The 17,127-nt window shown below is 70.8% G+C and carries 14 protein-coding genes; 9 read left to right on the top strand and 5 right to left on the bottom strand.

Translation table 11 applies throughout. From position 1 onward, the window contains the following. The first annotated feature begins 83 nt into the window (after positions 1 to 83). A complete protein-coding gene (locus CRP56_RS35360; RefSeq protein ID WP_097271016.1) occupies positions 84 to 875 on the top strand; it encodes a VOC family protein in 792 nt (263 codons plus the stop codon). Positions 876 to 1,056: 181 nt separating this feature from the next. Here CRP56_RS35360 and CRP56_RS35355 read toward each other — a convergent pair whose 3' ends face one another. Both CRP56_RS35355 and CRP56_RS35350 read right to left on the bottom strand, forming a co-directional pair. Next, positions 1,057 to 2,070, bottom strand: a complete 1,014-nt coding sequence (locus CRP56_RS35355; protein ID WP_097271014.1) for a LacI family DNA-binding transcriptional regulator — start codon at positions 2,068 to 2,070, stop codon at positions 1,057 to 1,059. Positions 2,071 to 2,198: 128 nt separating this feature from the next. Continuing rightward, positions 2,199 to 3,179 carry a multicopper oxidase domain-containing protein gene (locus CRP56_RS35350; RefSeq protein ID WP_097271011.1) on the bottom strand — a complete coding sequence of 327 codons (981 nt, stop codon included), beginning with the start codon at positions 3,177 to 3,179 and terminating at the stop codon, positions 2,199 to 2,201. Positions 3,180 to 3,368: 189 nt separating this feature from the next. Here CRP56_RS35350 and CRP56_RS35345 point away from each other — a divergent pair, with 189 nt between their 5' ends. Next, positions 3,369 to 5,849 (top strand): ThuA domain-containing protein, encoded by a 2,481-nt coding sequence (locus CRP56_RS35345; protein WP_179851194.1) that lies wholly within the window; start codon positions 3,369 to 3,371, stop codon positions 5,847 to 5,849. A 44-nt stretch (positions 5,850 to 5,893) separates the two neighbouring features. Next, complete coding sequence (locus tag CRP56_RS35340; protein ID WP_097274753.1) at positions 5,894 to 8,035, top strand: OmpL47-type beta-barrel domain-containing protein; 2,142 nt, start codon at positions 5,894 to 5,896, stop codon at positions 8,033 to 8,035. A gap of 7 nt (positions 8,036 to 8,042) precedes the next feature. Here the strand turns inward: CRP56_RS35340 and ligD are convergent, their stop codons facing one another. Then, complete coding sequence (ligD, locus tag CRP56_RS35335) at positions 8,043 to 9,062, bottom strand: non-homologous end-joining DNA ligase (protein ID WP_097271009.1); 1,020 nt, start codon at positions 9,060 to 9,062, stop codon at positions 8,043 to 8,045. A 75-nt stretch (positions 9,063 to 9,137) separates the two neighbouring features. Here ligD and CRP56_RS35330 point away from each other — a divergent pair, with 75 nt between their 5' ends. After that, complete coding sequence (locus tag CRP56_RS35330) at positions 9,138 to 10,208, top strand: ATP-dependent DNA ligase (RefSeq protein ID WP_097271007.1); 1,071 nt, start codon at positions 9,138 to 9,140, stop codon at positions 10,206 to 10,208. 9 nt (positions 10,209 to 10,217) lie between these two features. Here CRP56_RS35330 and CRP56_RS35325 read toward each other — a convergent pair whose 3' ends face one another. Continuing rightward, positions 10,218 to 11,417, bottom strand: a complete 1,200-nt coding sequence (locus CRP56_RS35325; protein WP_097271005.1) for a zinc-dependent alcohol dehydrogenase — start codon at positions 11,415 to 11,417, stop codon at positions 10,218 to 10,220. A gap of 212 nt (positions 11,418 to 11,629) precedes the next feature. On the opposite strand from CRP56_RS35325, the gene CRP56_RS35320 reads away from it, so the two are divergent. Further along, a complete protein-coding gene (locus CRP56_RS35320; RefSeq protein WP_097274750.1) occupies positions 11,630 to 12,640 on the top strand; it encodes a DUF3048 domain-containing protein in 1,011 nt (336 codons plus the stop codon). Here the strand turns inward: CRP56_RS35320 and CRP56_RS35315 are convergent. Beyond that, positions 12,610 to 13,101: a MarR family winged helix-turn-helix transcriptional regulator gene (locus CRP56_RS35315; RefSeq protein ID WP_097271003.1), complete on the bottom strand. Its 492-nt coding sequence runs from the start codon at positions 13,099 to 13,101 to the stop codon at positions 12,610 to 12,612. The two genes, CRP56_RS35320 and CRP56_RS35315, sit on opposite strands and share 31 nt — an antisense overlap. A 205-nt stretch (positions 13,102 to 13,306) precedes the next feature. Between CRP56_RS35315 and pcaH the strand changes: the two genes are divergently transcribed. From pcaH to pcaDC, 4 genes are read left to right on the top strand one after another with little or no spacing between them, the layout of a single operon-like run. Continuing rightward, positions 13,307 to 14,080: a protocatechuate 3,4-dioxygenase subunit beta gene (gene pcaH / locus CRP56_RS35310; RefSeq protein WP_097271001.1), complete on the top strand. Its 774-nt coding sequence runs from the start codon at positions 13,307 to 13,309 to the stop codon at positions 14,078 to 14,080. Between the two features lie 6 nt (positions 14,081 to 14,086). Next, positions 14,087 to 14,692 carry a protocatechuate 3,4-dioxygenase subunit alpha gene (gene pcaG, locus CRP56_RS35305; protein ID WP_097270999.1) on the top strand — a complete coding sequence of 202 codons (606 nt, stop codon included), beginning with the start codon at positions 14,087 to 14,089 and terminating at the stop codon, positions 14,690 to 14,692. Next, on the top strand, positions 14,689 to 15,999 hold the full coding sequence (gene pcaB / locus CRP56_RS35300; protein WP_097270998.1) for a 3-carboxy-cis,cis-muconate cycloisomerase: 1,311 nt from the start codon (positions 14,689 to 14,691) through the stop codon (positions 15,997 to 15,999). Before pcaG ends, pcaB begins: the two co-directional genes overlap by 4 nt. Continuing rightward, entirely contained in the window at positions 15,996 to 17,117 is a 1,122-nt protein-coding gene (pcaDC, locus tag CRP56_RS35295; RefSeq protein ID WP_097270996.1) for a bifunctional 3-oxoadipate enol-lactonase/4-carboxymuconolactone decarboxylase PcaDC, read from the top strand. The genes pcaB and pcaDC overlap by 4 nt, the downstream gene beginning before the upstream one ends. The last annotated feature ends 10 nt before the right edge of the window (positions 17,118 to 17,127 follow it).

Below are 17,127 nucleotides of genomic sequence, written 5' to 3'. Positions count from 1 at the left end.
GCGCGGTATTGCGGCGCGATTGTCAGTGGGCGGTGCAAGACTCGGGAGTGCAGTGGAACGTGACCCCTCGGAGGAGGGCAAGGATGCTCACCACCAGCTATGTCACCGGCGCACCCAACTGGGTCGATCTCGGCACCCCCGACATCGACGGCGCCGCTTCCTTCTACGGAGCGCTCTTCGGCTGGCGCTTCGAGCCCGGGCCGCCCGAGTCCGGCGGCTACGGCTTCTTCCAGCTGGACGGGAAGACCGTGGCGGGCGGCATGCAGTCCACCGCGGAGGACGGGCCGCCGTCCTGGACGGTGTACTTCCAGACGCCTGACGCGGACGCCACGGCGAAGGCCGCCGAGCAGGCCCACGGCAAGGTGCTGATGCAGCCCATGGACGTGATGGACCAGGGCCGGATGGCGATCCTCGCCGACAAGGCGGGCGTCCCCTTCGGCATCTGGCAGCCCGGCCGCCTCAAGGGGCTGGACGTGACCCAGGAGCCGGGCTCGCTGTGCTGGGTCGAGCTGTACACGGCGGATCAGCCGATGGCCGCGTGGTTCTACAACGCGGTGCTCGGCCTGGAGACGTACGGCGTCGACTTCCCGGGTGGCACATACACGACGATCAACCCGGCCGGCACCTCCGAGGACGGCATGTTCGGCGGCATCGTCCCGCTCGCCGAGGCCCCCACAGAGGCGGACGGCGCCCCCTACTGGCTGCCGTACTTCGAGGTCACGGACGTGGACGCGGTGGTGTCCGAGGCGGAGGCGGGGGGCGGCCGGGTCCGGATGCCGGCGACCGACATCCCGGGGGTGGGCCGGGTCGCGCGCCTGGCCGATCCGTACGGGGCACGCTTCGCGGTGATCAAGAGCGCACCGGCGCAGGGCTGACCCGGCGGTACGGGAGCCGAGTCGGCCGGTGAGCTGTGTCGGGAGTGGTTTCCCTCCACAGCGGGCGGTGTCGTGGCGGCCTGCTGCGACGGCCACTGCCGTGACGCTCGGGGCGTGAGCGCGTGGGGACTGTCCGCCGTTCACGCCCACGAGCACTCAGGGAGGGCCGTCCCGATGAGGTCTAGGCGGACGCTCGCCGCACCAAGGTCGTGGGGAGCACGACCCCGGACCTCACGTCCCCGGCCCCCTTCAGCAGCAGCCGGGCCATGAGTCGGCCCATCTCCTCGATGTCCTGCCGGATCGTCGTGAGGGGCGGGTCGGTCTGTTCCGCGATCGGGAGCATGTCGTCGAAGCCGATGACGGCGACGTCGTCGGGGACGCGCCGGCCGTGCTCGCGCAGGACGCGCAGGGCCCCGGAGGCGGTCAGGTCGTTCGCGGCGAAGACGGCGTCGACGTCCGGGCAGCGGTCGAGGAGTGCGCGCATCGCCCGCTCCCCGCCGGCCGGCGTGAAGTCGCCCTCGACGACGAGCCGCGGGTCGACGTCGCCCATCACGTCCCGGAAGCCCTCCAGCCGGTCCACCGCCGACGTCTGGTCGAGGGCGCCGGTGATGTGGGCGACCCGGGTGCGGCCGAGGCCGACGAGATGCCGTACGGCGTCCCGGGCGCCGCCGCGGTTGTCGCTGTCGACGTACACCACGTCCTCCCCCGTGCCGTCGCTCCAGCCGGGCCGGCCGCCGAACACGGTCGGGATTCCGGCCCGTTGGATCAGGCCGGGCAGCGGGTCGTCGAGGTGGAGGGAGAAGACGAGCGCCCCGTCGACATGGCCGCCGGCGAGATAGCGGCCGACGCGGGCGTGGTCGTCCCGGCCCTCGGTGAGCAGCAGGACGAGTTGGTTGTCGTGGGCCGTCAACTCCTTGCTGATGCCCCGGAGTTGCAGGGCGAAGAAGGGGTCGGCGAAGACCCGGGTCTCCGGTTCGGCGACGACGACGGCGATGGCGTCGTGCCGTCGCGTCACGAGGCTGCGGGCGGCCTGGTTGGGGACGTACCCCAACTCCTCCACGGCCCGCCGCACCCGCTCCACGAGCGGCTCCCTGACCCCGTCCCCGCCGTTCACCACCCGGGACACGGTGGCCCGCGAGACCCCGGCCCGCGCGGCCACGGCCTCCAGCGTGGGACGCGGCACTGTCTCGCTCACTTCGGGGCCCTCCTCCTGGTTGCGGCCCAGGATAGCCCTGGCGAGGAGCGGGAGTGAGAGCGCTCTCGGGAGGACGGAAAGGCGGTTGCGGCGGCGGACGTGACGGCATCAGCCGCCCCCGCGCACCCTCAGTGCTCGTGCCCTGCCATGTGCTCGTGCGGCTCATACCCAGGAATCGTGCCGTCCGTCTTCTTCACCAGGAACAGCCCCACCATCCCCATGTCCGAATGGCTCTGGACATGGCAGTGGTACATCCACGCGCCCGCTCCGACGCCCTCCCCCGCGATGACCTGGAAGCCGAAGGAGTCGGCCGGGCCCACGATCTTGTTGTCGATGACCTGGCTCGGGTCGTCGGGGCCGGTGAGCAGGCCGGTGCGGTTGTCCGCCCAGCGGTGACCGTGCAGGTGGAAGGTGTGGTAGTACTCGCCGTGCGTGATCATCACGAACTCGACCCGATCGCCCACGGTGGCCTCGAAGTTGGGCCCCGAATGGGCGGGCTTGTTGTTGATGAGCATGTCGTTGAAGACGATCGTGTGGGTCGCGTCCGGGAGGATGTCGCCCTTGCGGCGGACGATCACCGGGCCGTAGAGGCCTTTGCGGATGCCACCCGTGCCGTGTTCCGTGCCGACCACGTGGTCGTGGTAGTGCCAGTAGCCCGCGCTGCCGGACCGCCACGTGCCGTCCTTGCGGCGGCCGGGGGCGTGGGTGCGCCACGTGTAGGTGCGGGTGCCGCCCGGTTCGACGTCGCTCTTGTTCAACTTCGTACCGTCGCTGGAGATTTCGTAGTCCAGGCCGTGGACGTGGAGGCTCGCCGCCACGTCCATCGTGTTCTCGAACTCGATGTGCAGCGTGTCGCCCTCGTTGAGCTCGATCAGCGGGCCCGGGACCGTCGCCTTGCCCTTCTCGAAGCCGTAGCCCATCTGCCCGTCGGCGAGCTTCTCGGCGTACAGCTTGATGTGCCGGACCTCGCCGCCCGCCGGGGCCGTCTTCGCCGGTGTGTCGGCGCTCGCGGCCTCCGGGGCGGCCGACAACGATGTCGCGACGGTTCCGGCGCCCACGACGGCCGCGCCGCCCAGCAGCATCCGTCTGTTGAACCCGCGTCTGTCCATGCGGAACTCCCCAGCCTGGTAAGGAATTTGCAGAGACGTACCTGTGATGAACCGGTGAGACGGTACCGGCCGTTCCGCTGTTTATCCACACTCAGGACAAAGTTGACCCCAACTCGGTCATAGGTATTGGCGAGGTGCGCGAAGACGTCTAGCTTCCTTGGCGCTGTCGCTGTGACCGAGGAGGTGCCCATGCACTTACGAGGGTTGAGCACGAGAAGACGGATCGGTGTGGCGGGCGTGACCGCCGGGGTCGTCGTGGCCGGGCTGCTGTCCGGTCCCGCCGCCACCGCGCGCCCGGCGCCCGAACCACCGCTGACAACGATGTCCGTCAAGTCGCCGCCGGGCGGCGCGAATGTACGGGTGCTGCTCTTCTACGGATCCGCCGCGGCCGGCGAGGAGTCGCCGGTGGTGAACGCCGGGATCGAGGCGATCGAGAGGATCGGGCTGTCCGGGCCCACGAACCAGCGGTTCAAGACCGTGGCGACCGACGACGCCTCGGTGTTCACCGACGAGACCGAACTGGGGCGCTACAACGCGATCGTCTTCCTCACCGGGGGCGGCGACATCCTCGACCCCGAGCAGGAGGCGGGACTGGAGGCCTATATGGAGGCGGGCGGCGGGTTCGTCGGCATCCATGACGCCGCGCGCGCCGAGCCGTACTCGGACTGGTTCACGGGGCTCGTCGGGGCCCGTCCCGCCGCCTCCAGCCCAACCGCCGTACAGAGGGCTGTGGTTGAGGTGGGCGATCGTCAGCATCCGGCGACCAAGGATCTGCCGGTGCAGTGGAAACGGCCCGATCAGTGGTTCAACTGGGCCAAGAACCCTTCGGGTTCCGTGCACACCGTGGCCCGCGTGCGCGAGTCGACCTATCAGCCCGGCGACGGGAAGAACGGCTGGGACCACCCGGTCAGTTGGTGCCGTGACTACGACGGCGGGCGTTCCTTCTACACCGGCATGGGCGGCACGGTCTCCTCCTACGACGAGACCGACTTCCGGGCCCATCTGCGCGGCGCGCTGCTGTGGACGACCCGGCTGGCGCGGGCCGACTGCAAGGCCACCATCACCGGCAACTACAAGGCCGAGCGCCTCACCCAGCCCAACCAGCCGGGCCAGAACGACCAGATCGGCGAGCCGCACGGCCTGGTCACCGCGCCCGACGGACGGGTGCTCTACATCGGCCGGGGCGGCGCCGACTCCTCCCAGCCGGTGGTCACCGACTGGAACAACCCCGACATCGGCAAGGGCAAGGGCGAGATCCACGTCTACGACCCGAGGACCAAGAAGGTGACCCTGGCGGGCGCCCTGACCGTCTTCGGCAACAAGGGCGGCGGCGACGAACTGGTGAAGGTCGAGGAGGGGCTCCTCGGCATCGAGCTGGACCCGCGGTTCGAGGAGAACGGGTGGGTGTATCTGCACTACACCCCGCACTCACAGATCAACCGCGAGACGCGGATGGCCGAGCGGCGCGTCTCCCGCTTCACCCTCGACCTCACCACGAACAAGCTGGACCTGGGCAGTGAGAAGGTGCTGCTCAAGTGGCCGGTGCAGATCCACAGTTGCTGCCACGCGGGCGGCGGGATGACCTGGGACTCCAAGGGCAACCTGTACATCGCGACCGGCGACAACAACTCCAGCCGCTTCAGCGACGGTTACTCGGGCAACAACCCGGAGCCGAACTACAAGGGCGTCTCCTTCGCCGACGCGCGCCGCACCGCCGGCAACACCAACAACCTCAACGGCAAGATCCTGCGCATCCACCCGGAGGCCGACGGGACGTACACCCTGCCCGCCGGGAACCTCTTCACCGGGCAGGAGACCGAGGAGGGCGGCGGCAAGACGCGCGGCGAGATCTATGTGATGGGCGTCCGGAACCCGGCCCGCATCTTCGTCGACAAGAAGACCGACATCCTCTACGCGGGGTGGGTCGGCCCCGACGCCTCGGCGCCCTCCACCACCTGGGGCCCGGCGAAGTACGACACGTTCGCCGTCATCACCAAGGCGAGCAACCGGGGTTGGCCGTACTGCATGGGCAACAAGCAGCCCTACCGCGACCGCAACCTCCCCGACCCGACGAAACCGCTGGGCTGGTACGACTGCGACCACCCGAAGAACGAGTCGCCGAACAACGACGGCCTCGTCAACCTCCCGCCGGTCACCGGCAACAACATCTGGTACTCGCCCCAGGGCGGCGCCCCGGACTTCCCGCGCGACGCGAACGGCGTTCCTTCGTACAAGCAGGAGGAGTCCACGTATCTGCTGCCGTGGCTGAAGGGCGGCGGGCAGGCCGCGATGAACGGGCCGGTCTACCGCTACGACGCCGCGAGCGCGAGCGACGTGAAGTGGCCCTCGTACTGGGACGGCAAGTGGTTCGTCGGCGACTTCTACGACGCCGACCAGCCGCGCAACGCCGTGATCACCGACCCGAAGAACCATGGTGAGGGTGGGCTGCCCGTGCACTCCGAGTCGTTGAAGAAGATCGTCCCGATCGGCAACGACGGCATCAAGAACCTCATGGACTGGAAGTTCGGTCCGGACGGCTCGCTGTACGTCCTCGACTACGGCCGGGGTTTCTTCACCTCGGACGCCAAGTCGGCGCTGTGGCGGGTCACTTACACGGGCGGTGGTCCGACGCCCGCCGCCGACCAGCTGGCGAGGGGGGCTGCGCAGTGACACGGCGACGAAGAGTCCTCACCGCCCTGTTGGCGGCGGTGCTGATGCTGCTCGGCCTCCAGGCCGTACCGAGCACGGCGCAACCCGAACAGGCCGCCGCCCAGACCCTCACCTGGACCGCCGGCGACGACATCACCCGGTACACGTCGGCGCCTACGACCGCGGTGGCCGGTCAGGCGACGATCGTCTTCGAGAACAGCGCGGCCACCGGCAACACCACCGGTATGCCGCACACGTTGACCTTCGTGACGAGCGATCCCGAGTTCAACAGCGACGTCCAGCTCAACATCCTGGCCAACCCGAACGACGACATGGGCGGCCGGCACACCGCCGAGGTCACGCTCACCCCGGGCCGCTACTTCTACCACTGCACGATCCCGGGCCACGGCTCGATGCAGGGCATTCTCGTGGTGACGGAGGGCGGCGGCTCGGACACCACGCCGCCGCAGACGTCCGCGCAGGTCACGGGGGCGCAGAACGCGCAGGGTGAGTACGTCGGTTCGGCGAGCGTCGCGATCAGCGCCGGCGACGAGGGCGGGTCCGGGGTCGGCAGCGTGCAGTACGCGATCGGCGACTCGGGCGAGTGGCTGCCGTACACCACCCCGGTCGTGGTCGACCAGGTGGGCCGTCACAAGATCCGCTACCGGGCGCTCGACAAGGCGGGGAACGTCTCCGCGGAGAAGAGCGTCGAGTTCACGGTGGTGCCCCCGGCCTCCGACGACACCACCCCGCCGGACACCTCGGCGACGGTGACCGGTCAACAGGACGCCGACGGGGCGTACTTCGACATGGCGACGGTGACCGTGTCGGCCTCCGACACCGGCTCCGGGGTCAACACGATCGAGTACGCGCTCGGCACCGGGGCCTGGCAGCCGTACACCGCGCCCGTGATGGTGCACCAGCTCGGCAGCCACACCGTGCGCTACCGGGCCACCGACAAGGCGGGCAACGTGTCCGCCGAGAAGAGCGTCCAGTTCAAGGTCGTCGCGACACCCACGCCGGACACCACCCCGCCGGTGACGGGCGTGACCGTCGAGGGGACGAAGAACTCCGACGGGGCCTACATCGGCAACGCCAAGGTGACCGTGAGCGCGACGGACGAGGGCGGTTCCGGGGTGGACCGGATCGAGTACTCGATCGACGGCGGACCGTACCTCGCGTACACCACCCCCGTGGTCGTCGACCGCGCGGGCACCCACACCCTCGCCTACCGGGCCACCGACAAGGCGGGCAACACCGCCGCGGCCCGTACCGTGACCTTCACGGTGGTGTCGAGCCAGGTGCCCGCGCCCAACTGCCCGGAGTTCGACGAGCGGTTGACGGTGATCGTCGGTGACGTCGACTCCGGGGTGCCGAACCGGCTGACCAACAACCGGTGCCGGATCAACGAGTTGATCGAGGACGAGAAGGAGTGGACGTCCCACGCGCTGTTCCTCAAGCACGTGAAGACGGTCCTGGACAAGCTCCTCAAGGAAGGCGTCGTCGACCAGCGCGAGTACAACGCCGTCCAGAAGGCCGCCCGTCAGTCCGGGATCGGCAGGCCCGGGCAGACCGAGGGCTACCGGAAGATCCTCGACGGCAGCCCCGCGTCGTTCGCCAAGTGGCAGCAGGTGGGCGGAGGTTCGTTCGGGCTGAACGCCGACGGATCCATCACCTCCGGCACCACCAGGGCCGGGCTGGGCATGCTGTGGTTCCCCGAGCGCAAGTACGGCGACTTCTCGCTCCGCCTCCAGTGGCGCGACGACGCACCCGGCACCGGCAACGCCAACGCCGGTGTGTTCGTACGCTTCCCGTGGGTCCACGACCACCCCGAGGAGTCCCGCCCGGAGTGGGTCGCCATCAAGTACGGGCACGAGGTGCAGGTCCTGGACCGGCCCGACGGCGACATGTACAAGACCGGGTCGATCTACGGGTTCGACCGCGTGGGCCTGGCCGGCGCGGGCGTGACGCAGAAGGGCACCTGGAACGACTACGAGATCCGGGTGGTCGACCAGCACTACTCGGTCTACCGCAACGGCGTGCTCATCAACGAGTTCGACAACACCGGCGGCCAGGAATTCGTCCCGCCCCGCTCGGACGACCCGGGCACGGACGGCAGGCGGTTCGCCTCCGGCTACGTCGGGCTCCAGGTGCACGGCACGACGGACGTCATCTCCTACCGGGACGTGCGGATCAAGGAGTTGTAGGCCCGTCCTACGCAGTCCCGTCCTTACGGGCTCGGCTCGGCTGTACCCGCTTGGGTTCCCCCGGCATCTTCGGATACTCGGGCGGGTACGGCAGATCACCGAGGCCGTGGTCGTGCTCGTCCCGGCGGGCCAGTTCCAGCAGGGGCTCCAGCGAGAACGCGTGATCGTCCATGTCCGCGTGCACATCACCGAGTTCGGCGAAGCGCGCGGGCATGGTCGCGAGGTCGAAGTCCTGGGGGTGCGCCACGCCCACCTCGTCCCAGCGCAGGGGTGCGGAGACGGGGGCGTGCGGCCGGGGTCGTACCGAATAGGCGGACGCGATCGTGCGGTCCCGGGCGGTCTGGTTGTAGTCGATGAAGATGCGCTCGCCGCGCTCCTCCTTCCACCACTTGATCGTCACGTGGTCCGGCATCCGGCGTTCCATCTCGCGTCCGACCGCGATCGCGGCCCGCCGCACCTGGGTGAAGGTCCAACGGGGTTCGATCGGCACGAAGACATGCAGGCCGCGTCCCCCGGACGTCTTGGGCCAGCCCCGCAGTCCGCCGAACTCCTCCAGCACGGCCCGGAGTTCACCGGCGGCGCGGACGGCGTCGTCGTAGTCGGTGCCGGGCTGCGGGTCGAGGTCGATGCGGAGTTCGTCGGGGCGGTCGACGTCGTCGCGCCGTACCGGCCACGGATGGAAGGTGAGCGTGCCGAACTGGGCGGCCCACAGGACCGCGGCCTCCTCCGTGGGGCACATCTCGTCCGCGCTGCGGCCGCTCGGGAAGGTGATGTGGGCGGTCGGGATCCAGTCGGGCATGTTCTTGGGCGCCCGCTTCTGGAAGAAGTTCTCGCCCGTCACGCCGTCGGGATAGCGCTCCAGGGTGGTGGGGCGATCGCGCAGGGCGCGCAGGATGCCGGGGGCGACGGCGATGTAGTACCGGGCCAGGTCCAGCTTGGTGAAACCGCGCTCCGGGAAGAAGATCTTGTCCGGGCTGGACAGCCGTACCGTCCGGCCGCCCACCTCAAGCTCCACCGCGTCACCCATGCGAGCCACGGTAGGCCAGCACGACAAGCCTCGCATACCGGGCGAAATCCATCAGGGGCCAGCAGAATCGGAGGCATGGATCTGCCGGTCATGCCTCCCGTGAAGCCCATGCTCGCCAAGTCGGTCGCGAAGATCCCGCCGGGCATGCAGTACGAGGCGAAGTGGGACGGGTTCCGGGCGATCGTGTTCCGGGACGGGACGGACATCGAGCTCGGCAGCCGCACCGGCAAGCCGCTGACCAGGTACTTCCCGGAGCTGGTGGAGGCCCTCGGGGAGCGGGTGCCGAAGCGCTGTGTGCTGGACGGGGAGATCGTCATCGCCCGTGACGGACGGCTGGACTTCGACGCGCTCACGGAGCGCATCCACCCGGCCGACTCCCGGGTGCGGACCCTCGCCGAGCGCACCCCGGCGTCCTTCGTGGCCTTCGACCTGCTGGCGCTCGCCGACGAGTCGCTCCTCGACGTCCCGCTGACCGACCGGCGGGCCCTGCTGTCGACGGCCCTGTCCGAGGTCACCCCGCCGGTCCACCTCGCGCCGGCGACCACGGACATCGACGTCGCCCAGAGCTGGTTCGAGCAGTACGAGGGGGCCGGCCTCGACGGCGTCATCGCCAAGCCGCTCGGTCTGCGCTACCTCCAGGACGAGCGCGCGATGTTCAAGATCAAGCACGAGCGGACCGCGGACGTGGTCGTCGCCGGCTACCGCCTCCACAAGAGCGGGCCCGTCGTCGGGTCCCTGCTCCTGGGGCTGTACGACGACCGGGGCGCCCTCCAGCACGTCGGCGTGTCGGCCGCCTTCACCATGAAACGGCGCGCCGAGCTGATCGACGAGCTGGAGCCGCTGCGCATGGACGACGCCACGGGACATCCCTGGGCGGCCTGGTCGGACGAGGCCGCGCACGAGACGGCACGGCTGCCGGGGGCGCCCAGCCGCTGGTCGGGCAAGAAGGATCTGTCCTGGGTGCCGCTGCGGCCCGAGCGGGTCGCGGAGGTGGCGTACGACCACATGGAGAACGGGGCACGCTTCCGGCACACGGCCCGTTTCCGGCGCTGGCGCCCGGACCGCACGCCGGAGAGCTGCACCTACGGGCAGCTGGAGGAGCCGGTGCGCTACGACCTGGACGAGATCCTCGGCACGGCCGGCTGACGCAGGGCTTCAGCTGACTCCGGGCTTCATCAGCACCTTCACCGCGCCGTCCTGCTTGCGCTGGAACATCTCGTACGCGTGCGGTGCCTCGTCCAGCGGCACCCGGTGGGTGGCGAAGTCCTCGACGCCGAGCACGTCCTCGTCGGTCAGGTGCGGGAGGATGTCGTCGACCCAGCGGCGCACGTTGGCCTGGCCCATGCGGAGCTGGATCTGCTTGTCGAACAGGGTGAGCAGCGGCAGCGGGTCGGCCATGCCGCCGTAGACGCCGGACAGCGAGATGGTGCCGCCGCGGCGGACCAGGTCGATGGCGGTGTAAAGGGCGGCGAGCCGGTCGACGCTGAAGCGTTCCGCGAAGGGGCCGCTCAGCTTGCGCGGCAGCAGGGCCGTGGCGTTCTGGGCGAGGCGGGCGGCGGCGCTGCCGTGGGCCTCGGTACCGACCGCGTCGATCACGGCGTCGGGGCCGCGGCCGGCGGTGCGGTCGCGGATCGCGCCGACTAGTTCCTTCTCGTCGTCGAAGTCCCGCAGGTCGAAGGTCTCCACGCCGCGCTGCCGGGCCCGGCGCAGCCGCTCGGTGACCAGGTCGACCCCGAACACCGTGCCCGCGCCGCGCAGTTGGGCGACCCGGCAGGCCATGTCGCCGATGGGCCCGAGACCGAGCACGGCGACGCTGCCGCCCTGCGGTACGTCCGCGTAGGCGACCGCCTGCCAGGCGGTGGGCAGCACGTCGGAGAGGTAGACGAAGCGGTCGTCGGGCGGCCCCTCGGGCACCTTGATCGGGCCGAACTGGGCCTGCGGGACGCGCAGATACTCGGCCTGGGCGCCCGGTACGGACCCGTACAGCCGGGTGTAGCCGAAGAGCGCGGCGCCCATGCCCTCGCCGGTGACCTGGGTGGTCTCGCACTGGGTCGGCAGGGAGTTCTCACACATCCAGCAGCTGCCGCAGGCGATCTGGAAGGGGACGACGACCCGGTCGCCCGCCTTGAGGTCGGGCACCCCGGCGCCGACCTCCTCGACGATGCCCATGGGCTCGTGACCGAGGATGTCGCCCGGTGTCATGAACGGGGTGAGCACCTCGTACAGATGCAGATCGGAGCCGCACAGTCCGCTGGAGGTGATGCGGATGACGGCGTCCGTCGGCTCCTGGATCGTCGGATCGGGCACGTTCTCCACTCGTACGTCCCGCTTGCCCTGCCAGGTCACTGCCTTCATCGCTGCGCACTCCCTTCCCCCCTGCTTCCCCCTTCCAAGGCGCCCCGGGTACCCGGCCGGACCCCGCCGAACCGCGTGCTGGGCCGCTCGGCGTAGCAAACGGTCTCCCTCAGAGGTACTCACCCGAGCCGATCAAATGCGAGCGGGTATGGCCAGCAATGAACAAATAAGCGCACAATCAGTGAAACGAGACTTGGGTGGCGACGGTGGGCATGGGACGACGGGCGCGCACGCGACGCGCCGGCACTACGGCGGCGCTCCTGGCCGCCGCGCTGACGGTTTCCCTGGCGGCGGGCTGCACGGGCACGCATGGGTCCGGCCCATCGGACGATGGTCGGGCACCCGAACGGACGCACGGCGAGAGCCGGACCCCGGAGCAGAGCCAGGAGCCGTCGGAGAGCGGACTGGCCGGTGCGCCCGTGCTCGCCGTGAAGATCGACAACGCCCGGGCGGCCCGGCCGCACACCGGCACCGACTCCGCGGACATCGTCTACACCGAGCAGGTCGAGGGCGGCCTGAGCCGGCTGATGGCGGTCTACGCGACCAAGCTCCCGAAGGTCGTCGGGCCGGTGCGCAGCGCCCGCGAGTCCGACCTGGAGCTGCTGCGCCAGTTCGACCACCCGACGCTCGCCTTCTCCGGCGCCCAGGGGAAGCTGATGCCGCTGATCAACAAGGCGCCGCTGAATCCGCAGACGCCCGGCAAGACCGACGGCGCCTATTTCCGGGGCACCGCCAAGGCCGCCCCGCACAACCTCTATCTCCGGCCGTCCCGGCTGCTGCCCGCCGCTCCCGGCGCGGACGCCCTGACCACCGGCTTCACCTACGGCTCCGCCCCGTCCGACGGCAGGAAGGACACCTCGGAGACCGTGCGCTACCCGGCGGCCAGCTACTCCTTCACCTGGTCGTCGAGCCGGAATCGCTACCTGGTCTCGATGGACGGCACCGCGGCGGTGACGACCGGGGGCAAGCGGCTCGCCCCGGCGACGGTCGTCGTGCAGTACGTCAAGATCCGCAAGTCCGGCTTCCACGACTTCCTCGGCAACAACACGCCGTACACGGAGACCGTGGGCTCGGGGAAGGCGAAGGTGCTGCGCGGCGGGAAGGCGTACGACGCCCACTGGGAGCGCGACCGGGCGACGGACGGCACGACGTTCACGACGAGCGACGGCGGCCCGGTGAACTTCGCCAAGGGTCAGGTGTGGGTGCTGTTCGTGAAGGCCTGACGCTGTTCGGCAGGGGGTTCCGTCGGGTTGCGGAGCCCCTCGGCCGCGTCCGCGACCCGCTGGATCAGCTCGAAGAAGACGGACTGCTCGGCGGCGGAGAGCGGGGCCAGGAAGACCTGGTTCATGCGGGCCGTACGGACGGTCAGCTTGCGGTGGGTGCGCAGCCCGTCGTCGGTGAGGCGCAGCAGGAAGCGGCGGCCGTCCTGCGGGTCGCGCACCTTGTCGAGCAGCCCACGGCGGCCGAGCCGGCTGATCACCTCGGCGATGGTCGACCGGTCGAGCCCCACCCGCTCCCCCACCGTGCGCTGGTCCAGGCCCGGCTCGGCGACGAGCGCGTTGAGGACCGCGAACTGCGGTGAGGTGATCTCCTCCGAGACCATCGTGTTCCACAGCAGGTAGTGCGCCTGCTGCAGGCGGCGGGCCAGGTGCCCGGGGTGGGTGGTGAGGTCCACCGCAGCCATGTGCGCTCCCGAGAGAGTCGGATTCGTACGTGCACTGAACAATACCGGGCGGCATCGCGACTGTCTCTAGGCCTCCCTGGGACAACCGACCTCGCCTTTCTCCTGGGTCTTGACGCGATCCCCGTCCGATGGCAGCGTGAAAGAAACTTCACCGAAATAGTCAGTGCCCTGAGTAATCGGCGCCGTCAAGCCCCCGGGATCCCCCATGACTCTCACCCAGCACGACATCGACCAGGAGATCGCGGCCGAACACGCCGCCTACGAGAAGCGCCTCGCCGACGGCGGCCCCGTGGAACACCAGCCGCGCCGCGACTACGCCCCGTACCGCTCCTCGGTCCTGCGCCACCCGAAGCAGCCGCCGATCACCATCGACGTCTCCAAGGACCCGGAGCTGGTGGAGCTGCACTCCCCCGCCTTCGGGGAGCGGGACATCACCGAGATCGACAACGACCTCACCCGGCAGCACAACGGCGAGCCGATCGGCGAGCGCATCACCGTCTCCGGGCGGCTCCTCGACCGTGACGGGCGTCCGATCCGCGGTCAGCTCATCGAGATCTGGCAGGCCAACTCGGCGGGCCGGTACGCCCATCAGCGCGAGCAGCACGACGCCCCGCTCGACCCGAACTTCACCGGCGTCGGCCGGACCCTCACCGACGCCGACGGCCGGTACCACTTCACGACCGTCCAGCCGGGCCCGTACCCGTGGCGCCAGCACCTCAACGCCTGGCGCCCCGCCCACATCCACTTCTCGCTGTTCGGCACGGCGTTCACGCAGCGGCTCGTGACGCAGATGTACTTCCCGGCCGACCCGCTGTTCCCGTACGACCCGATCATCCAGTCGGTGACCGACGACGCGGCCCGCCAGCGCCTCGTCGCGACGTACGACCACAACCTGTCGGTGCCGGAGTTCTCGATGGGCTACCACTGGGACATCGTGCTAGACGGACCGCACGCCACCTGGATCGAAGAGGGACGCTGAGCTGCCATGACGAAGATCGACACGAGCCGTCCGGAGACGGTCCTGCCGACCCCCTCGCACACGGTCGGCCCCTTCTACGGCCACGCCCTGCCCTTCCCGGGCGGCGAGGACATCGCCCCCGTCGGCCACCCGGACACGATCGCCCTGCACGGCTACGTCTACGACGGCGCGGGCAACCCGCTGCCGGACGCGTTCGTGGAGCTGTGGGGTCCGGACCCGGACGGCAACATCCCGCGGGTCGACGGCTCGATGCGGCGCGACGGGGCCAGCGGTGGCTTCATGGGGCGCACCGGTGTGGAGTTCACCGGCTGGGGCCGCAGCCAGACGGACGCGAGCGGGCACTGGTCCGCCCGGACGCTGCGCCCGGGCGCGCGCGGTCAGAGCGCGCCGTACCTCAGCGTCTGTGTCTTCGCGCGGGGCCTGCTGGTGCACCTGTTCACCCGCATCTACCTGCCGGGCGACGACGCGGCGCTCGCCGCCGACCCGCTGCTGTCCCGGGTGGAGGAGGCGCGCCGGGGCACGCTGATCGCGACGGACGGCGGCCACGGCACCTACCGTTTCGACATCCGCCTTCAGGGCGAAGGCGAGACGGTCTTCCTGGAGTTCCAGTGACATCTGAGGCAGAGGTCGGCCTGCTCGCCCCCGGGTGGGCCGACTCCCCGGCCGCCGCCGCGACGAGCGACGCCGCGTATCTGCGGGCGCTGCTCGACGCGGAGATCGCGCTGACCCGCGCCCAGGCGGCCCTCGGGCTGGCTCCCGAGGGCGCGGCTGCCGCCGTGGCCGCGGTCGGTGGTCTCGACGCCGGGGACATCGCCGTACGCGCGCGGGCGGGCGGCAATCCGGTGATCCCGCTGGTCGCCGACCTCACAAAGGCGGTGGGGGCGGAGTACGGCCCGTACGTCCACCGGGGCGCGACCAGCCAGGACATCCTGGACACGGCCACGATGCTGGTCGCCGTGCGCACCCTCGACCTGGTCCGCGCCGACCTCGCGCGGACGGAGGCGGCGCTGGCCCGGCTGGCCGCCGACCACCGGGACACGGCCATGCCGGGGCGCACGCTCACCCAGCACGCCGTGCCGACGACCTTCGGCCTGAAGGCCGCCGGCTGGCGCTCCCTGGTACTGGACGCGCGGGACCGGGTGACCTCCGTACGGAACGCACTCCCCGCCCAACTCGGCGGCGCTGCCGGGACGTTGGCCGCCTTCACCGCGTACGGCGCACAGGACCCCACCGCGCTCGTGGCGGCGTACGCGCGCGAACTCGGCCTGCGCGAACCCGACCTGCCCTGGCACACGCTGCGCACCCCGATCGCCGATCTCGCGGGGTGTCTGGCCTTCGCGGCCGGGGCCCTCGGCAAGATCGCCACGGATGTGCTGACGCTGGCCCGCACCGAGATCGCGGAACTCGCGGAGGGCAGCGGCGGCGGCTCGTCGGCCATGCCGCACAAGGCGAACCCCGTACGGTCCACGCTCGTCGCCGCTGCCGCGCGGCGGGCGCCGCAGCTCGCCGCGACGCTGTACGGCTCGCTGGCCGCCGAGGACGAGCGGCCGGCCGGCGCCTGGCACGCCGAGTGGGAGCCGCTGCGGGACCTGCTGAGGCTGGTCGGCGGTGCGGCCCGCGACACCGCCGAACTGACCGAGGAGCTGCGGGTGAACGCGGACGCCATGCGCGCACACCTGGACCTCACCCACGGGTTGATCGTCTCCGAGCGACTCTCCGCCGACCTGGCCCCCGTCCTCGGCCGCGCCCGCGCGAAGGAGCTGCTGACCGAGCTGGCGCAGCGCACCTACGCCGAGGGGCGCTCCCTCGCGGAACTCCTGGCGGAGCAGCCGGAGTTGGAGAAGGCCGTCGACCTCGACCCCGCCCACTACACCGGCGCCGCCAAAACCCTCACCGACCGTGCCCTGGAGCGACGTTGACCGCCAAACTCCTCAACCACCACACCGAGGGCCCCACTTCGGCGCCCCCGCTCCTGCTGGGCCCCTCGCTCGGCACGTCGTACGCCCTGTGGGACAAGATCGCGCCGGAACTGTCGATCACCCACCGGGTGGTGCGCTGGGATCTTCCCGGGCACGGCGGGAGCGCGGCCGACCTGATCGGCCCCGGCGCCACGGTCGCCGACCTCGCCGAGCTGGTGATCGCGCTCGCCGACTCGCTCGGCATCGAGCGGTTCGCCTACGCGGGGGTGTCGCTGGGCGGCGCGGTCGGTCTCCAACTGGCCGTCCACCACCCGGAGCGGCTGTCCTCGCTGGCGGTGATCTGTTCCTCGGCCCACTTCAACGGGGCGAAGCCCTGGGAGGAGCGGGCCGCACGGGTGCGTGCCGAGGGGCTTGACTGGCTCGTGGAGAGCGCGGACGCCCGCTGGTTCACGCCCGGATTCACCGTGCCCCGGCTGGTCCGGGACCAGCGGGACGCCGACCCCGGGGCCTACGCCGCCTGCTGCGACGCGCTCGCCGCGTTCGACCTGCGGGAGCGGCTGCCGGAGATCGCCGCGCCGACGCTGCTCGTCGCCGGCCGGGACGATCAGGCGACGCCGCCCCCGCATCTGCGGGAGATCGCCGACGCGGTGCCCCGTGCCACGCTCGTCGAACTCCCGGGCGCCGCGCACCTGGCGCCCGCGCAATGCCCGGAGGCCGTCCTGACGGCCCTGCGCGCGCACTTCGACGGCGGGGCCAAGCGCGGCATGGAGGTACGGCGCGAGGTGCTGGGCGACGCCCATGTGGACCGGGCGCAGGCCCGGCAGACCGCGTTCACCGCCCGCTACCAGGACTTCATCTCGCGCTACGCCTGGGGCGAGATCTGGACCGACCCGACGCTCAGCCGCCGCGAACGCAGCATGATCACACTGACCGCGCTGGTCGCGCACGGCCACTACGACGAACTGGCCATGCATGTGCGGGCGGCCCGGCGCAACGGGCTGACGCCGGACGAGATCGGGGCCGTGCTGTTGCAGACGGCCGTGTACTGCGGGGTTCCGGCGGCGAACTCGGCGTTCGCGGCGGCCCAGCGGGTGCTGGCGGAGGACGGCGAAGCCTGACCCTGCCGGT

The organism is Streptomyces sp. TLI_55 (genome assembly GCF_900206255.1).
Taxonomy (GTDB): Bacteria; Actinomycetota; Actinomycetes; order Streptomycetales; family Streptomycetaceae; genus Streptomyces; species Streptomyces aquilus.
The sequence above is the reverse complement of the archived record's forward strand: the minus strand, read 5'-3'. Positions and strand labels throughout refer to the sequence as shown.

Bases quoted from the DNA above. Each gene is read 5' to 3' on its own strand.
- CRP56_RS35360 (WP_097271016.1), top strand. From the start codon at position 84: ATGCTCACCACCAGCTATGTCACCGGCGCACCCAACTGGGTCGATCTC.
- CRP56_RS35350 (WP_097271011.1), bottom strand. From the start codon at position 3,179: ATGGACAGACGCGGGTTCAACAGACGGATGCTGCTGGGCGGCGCGGCC.
- CRP56_RS35345 (WP_179851194.1), top strand. From the start codon at position 3,369: ATGCACTTACGAGGGTTGAGCACGAGAAGACGGATCGGTGTGGCGGGC.
- CRP56_RS35340 (WP_097274753.1), top strand. From the start codon at position 5,894: ATGCTGCTCGGCCTCCAGGCCGTACCGAGCACGGCGCAACCCGAACAG.
- ligD (WP_097271009.1), bottom strand. From the start codon at position 9,062: ATGGGTGACGCGGTGGAGCTTGAGGTGGGCGGCCGGACGGTACGGCTG.
- CRP56_RS35330 (WP_097271007.1), top strand. From the start codon at position 9,138: ATGGATCTGCCGGTCATGCCTCCCGTGAAGCCCATGCTCGCCAAGTCG.
- CRP56_RS35325 (WP_097271005.1), bottom strand. From the start codon at position 11,417: ATGAAGGCAGTGACCTGGCAGGGCAAGCGGGACGTACGAGTGGAGAAC.
- CRP56_RS35320 (WP_097274750.1), top strand. From the start codon at position 11,630: ATGGGACGACGGGCGCGCACGCGACGCGCCGGCACTACGGCGGCGCTC.
- CRP56_RS35315 (WP_097271003.1), bottom strand. From the start codon at position 13,101: ATGGCTGCGGTGGACCTCACCACCCACCCCGGGCACCTGGCCCGCCGC.
- pcaH (WP_097271001.1), top strand. From the start codon at position 13,307: ATGACTCTCACCCAGCACGACATCGACCAGGAGATCGCGGCCGAACAC.
- pcaG (WP_097270999.1), top strand. From the start codon at position 14,087: ATGACGAAGATCGACACGAGCCGTCCGGAGACGGTCCTGCCGACCCCC.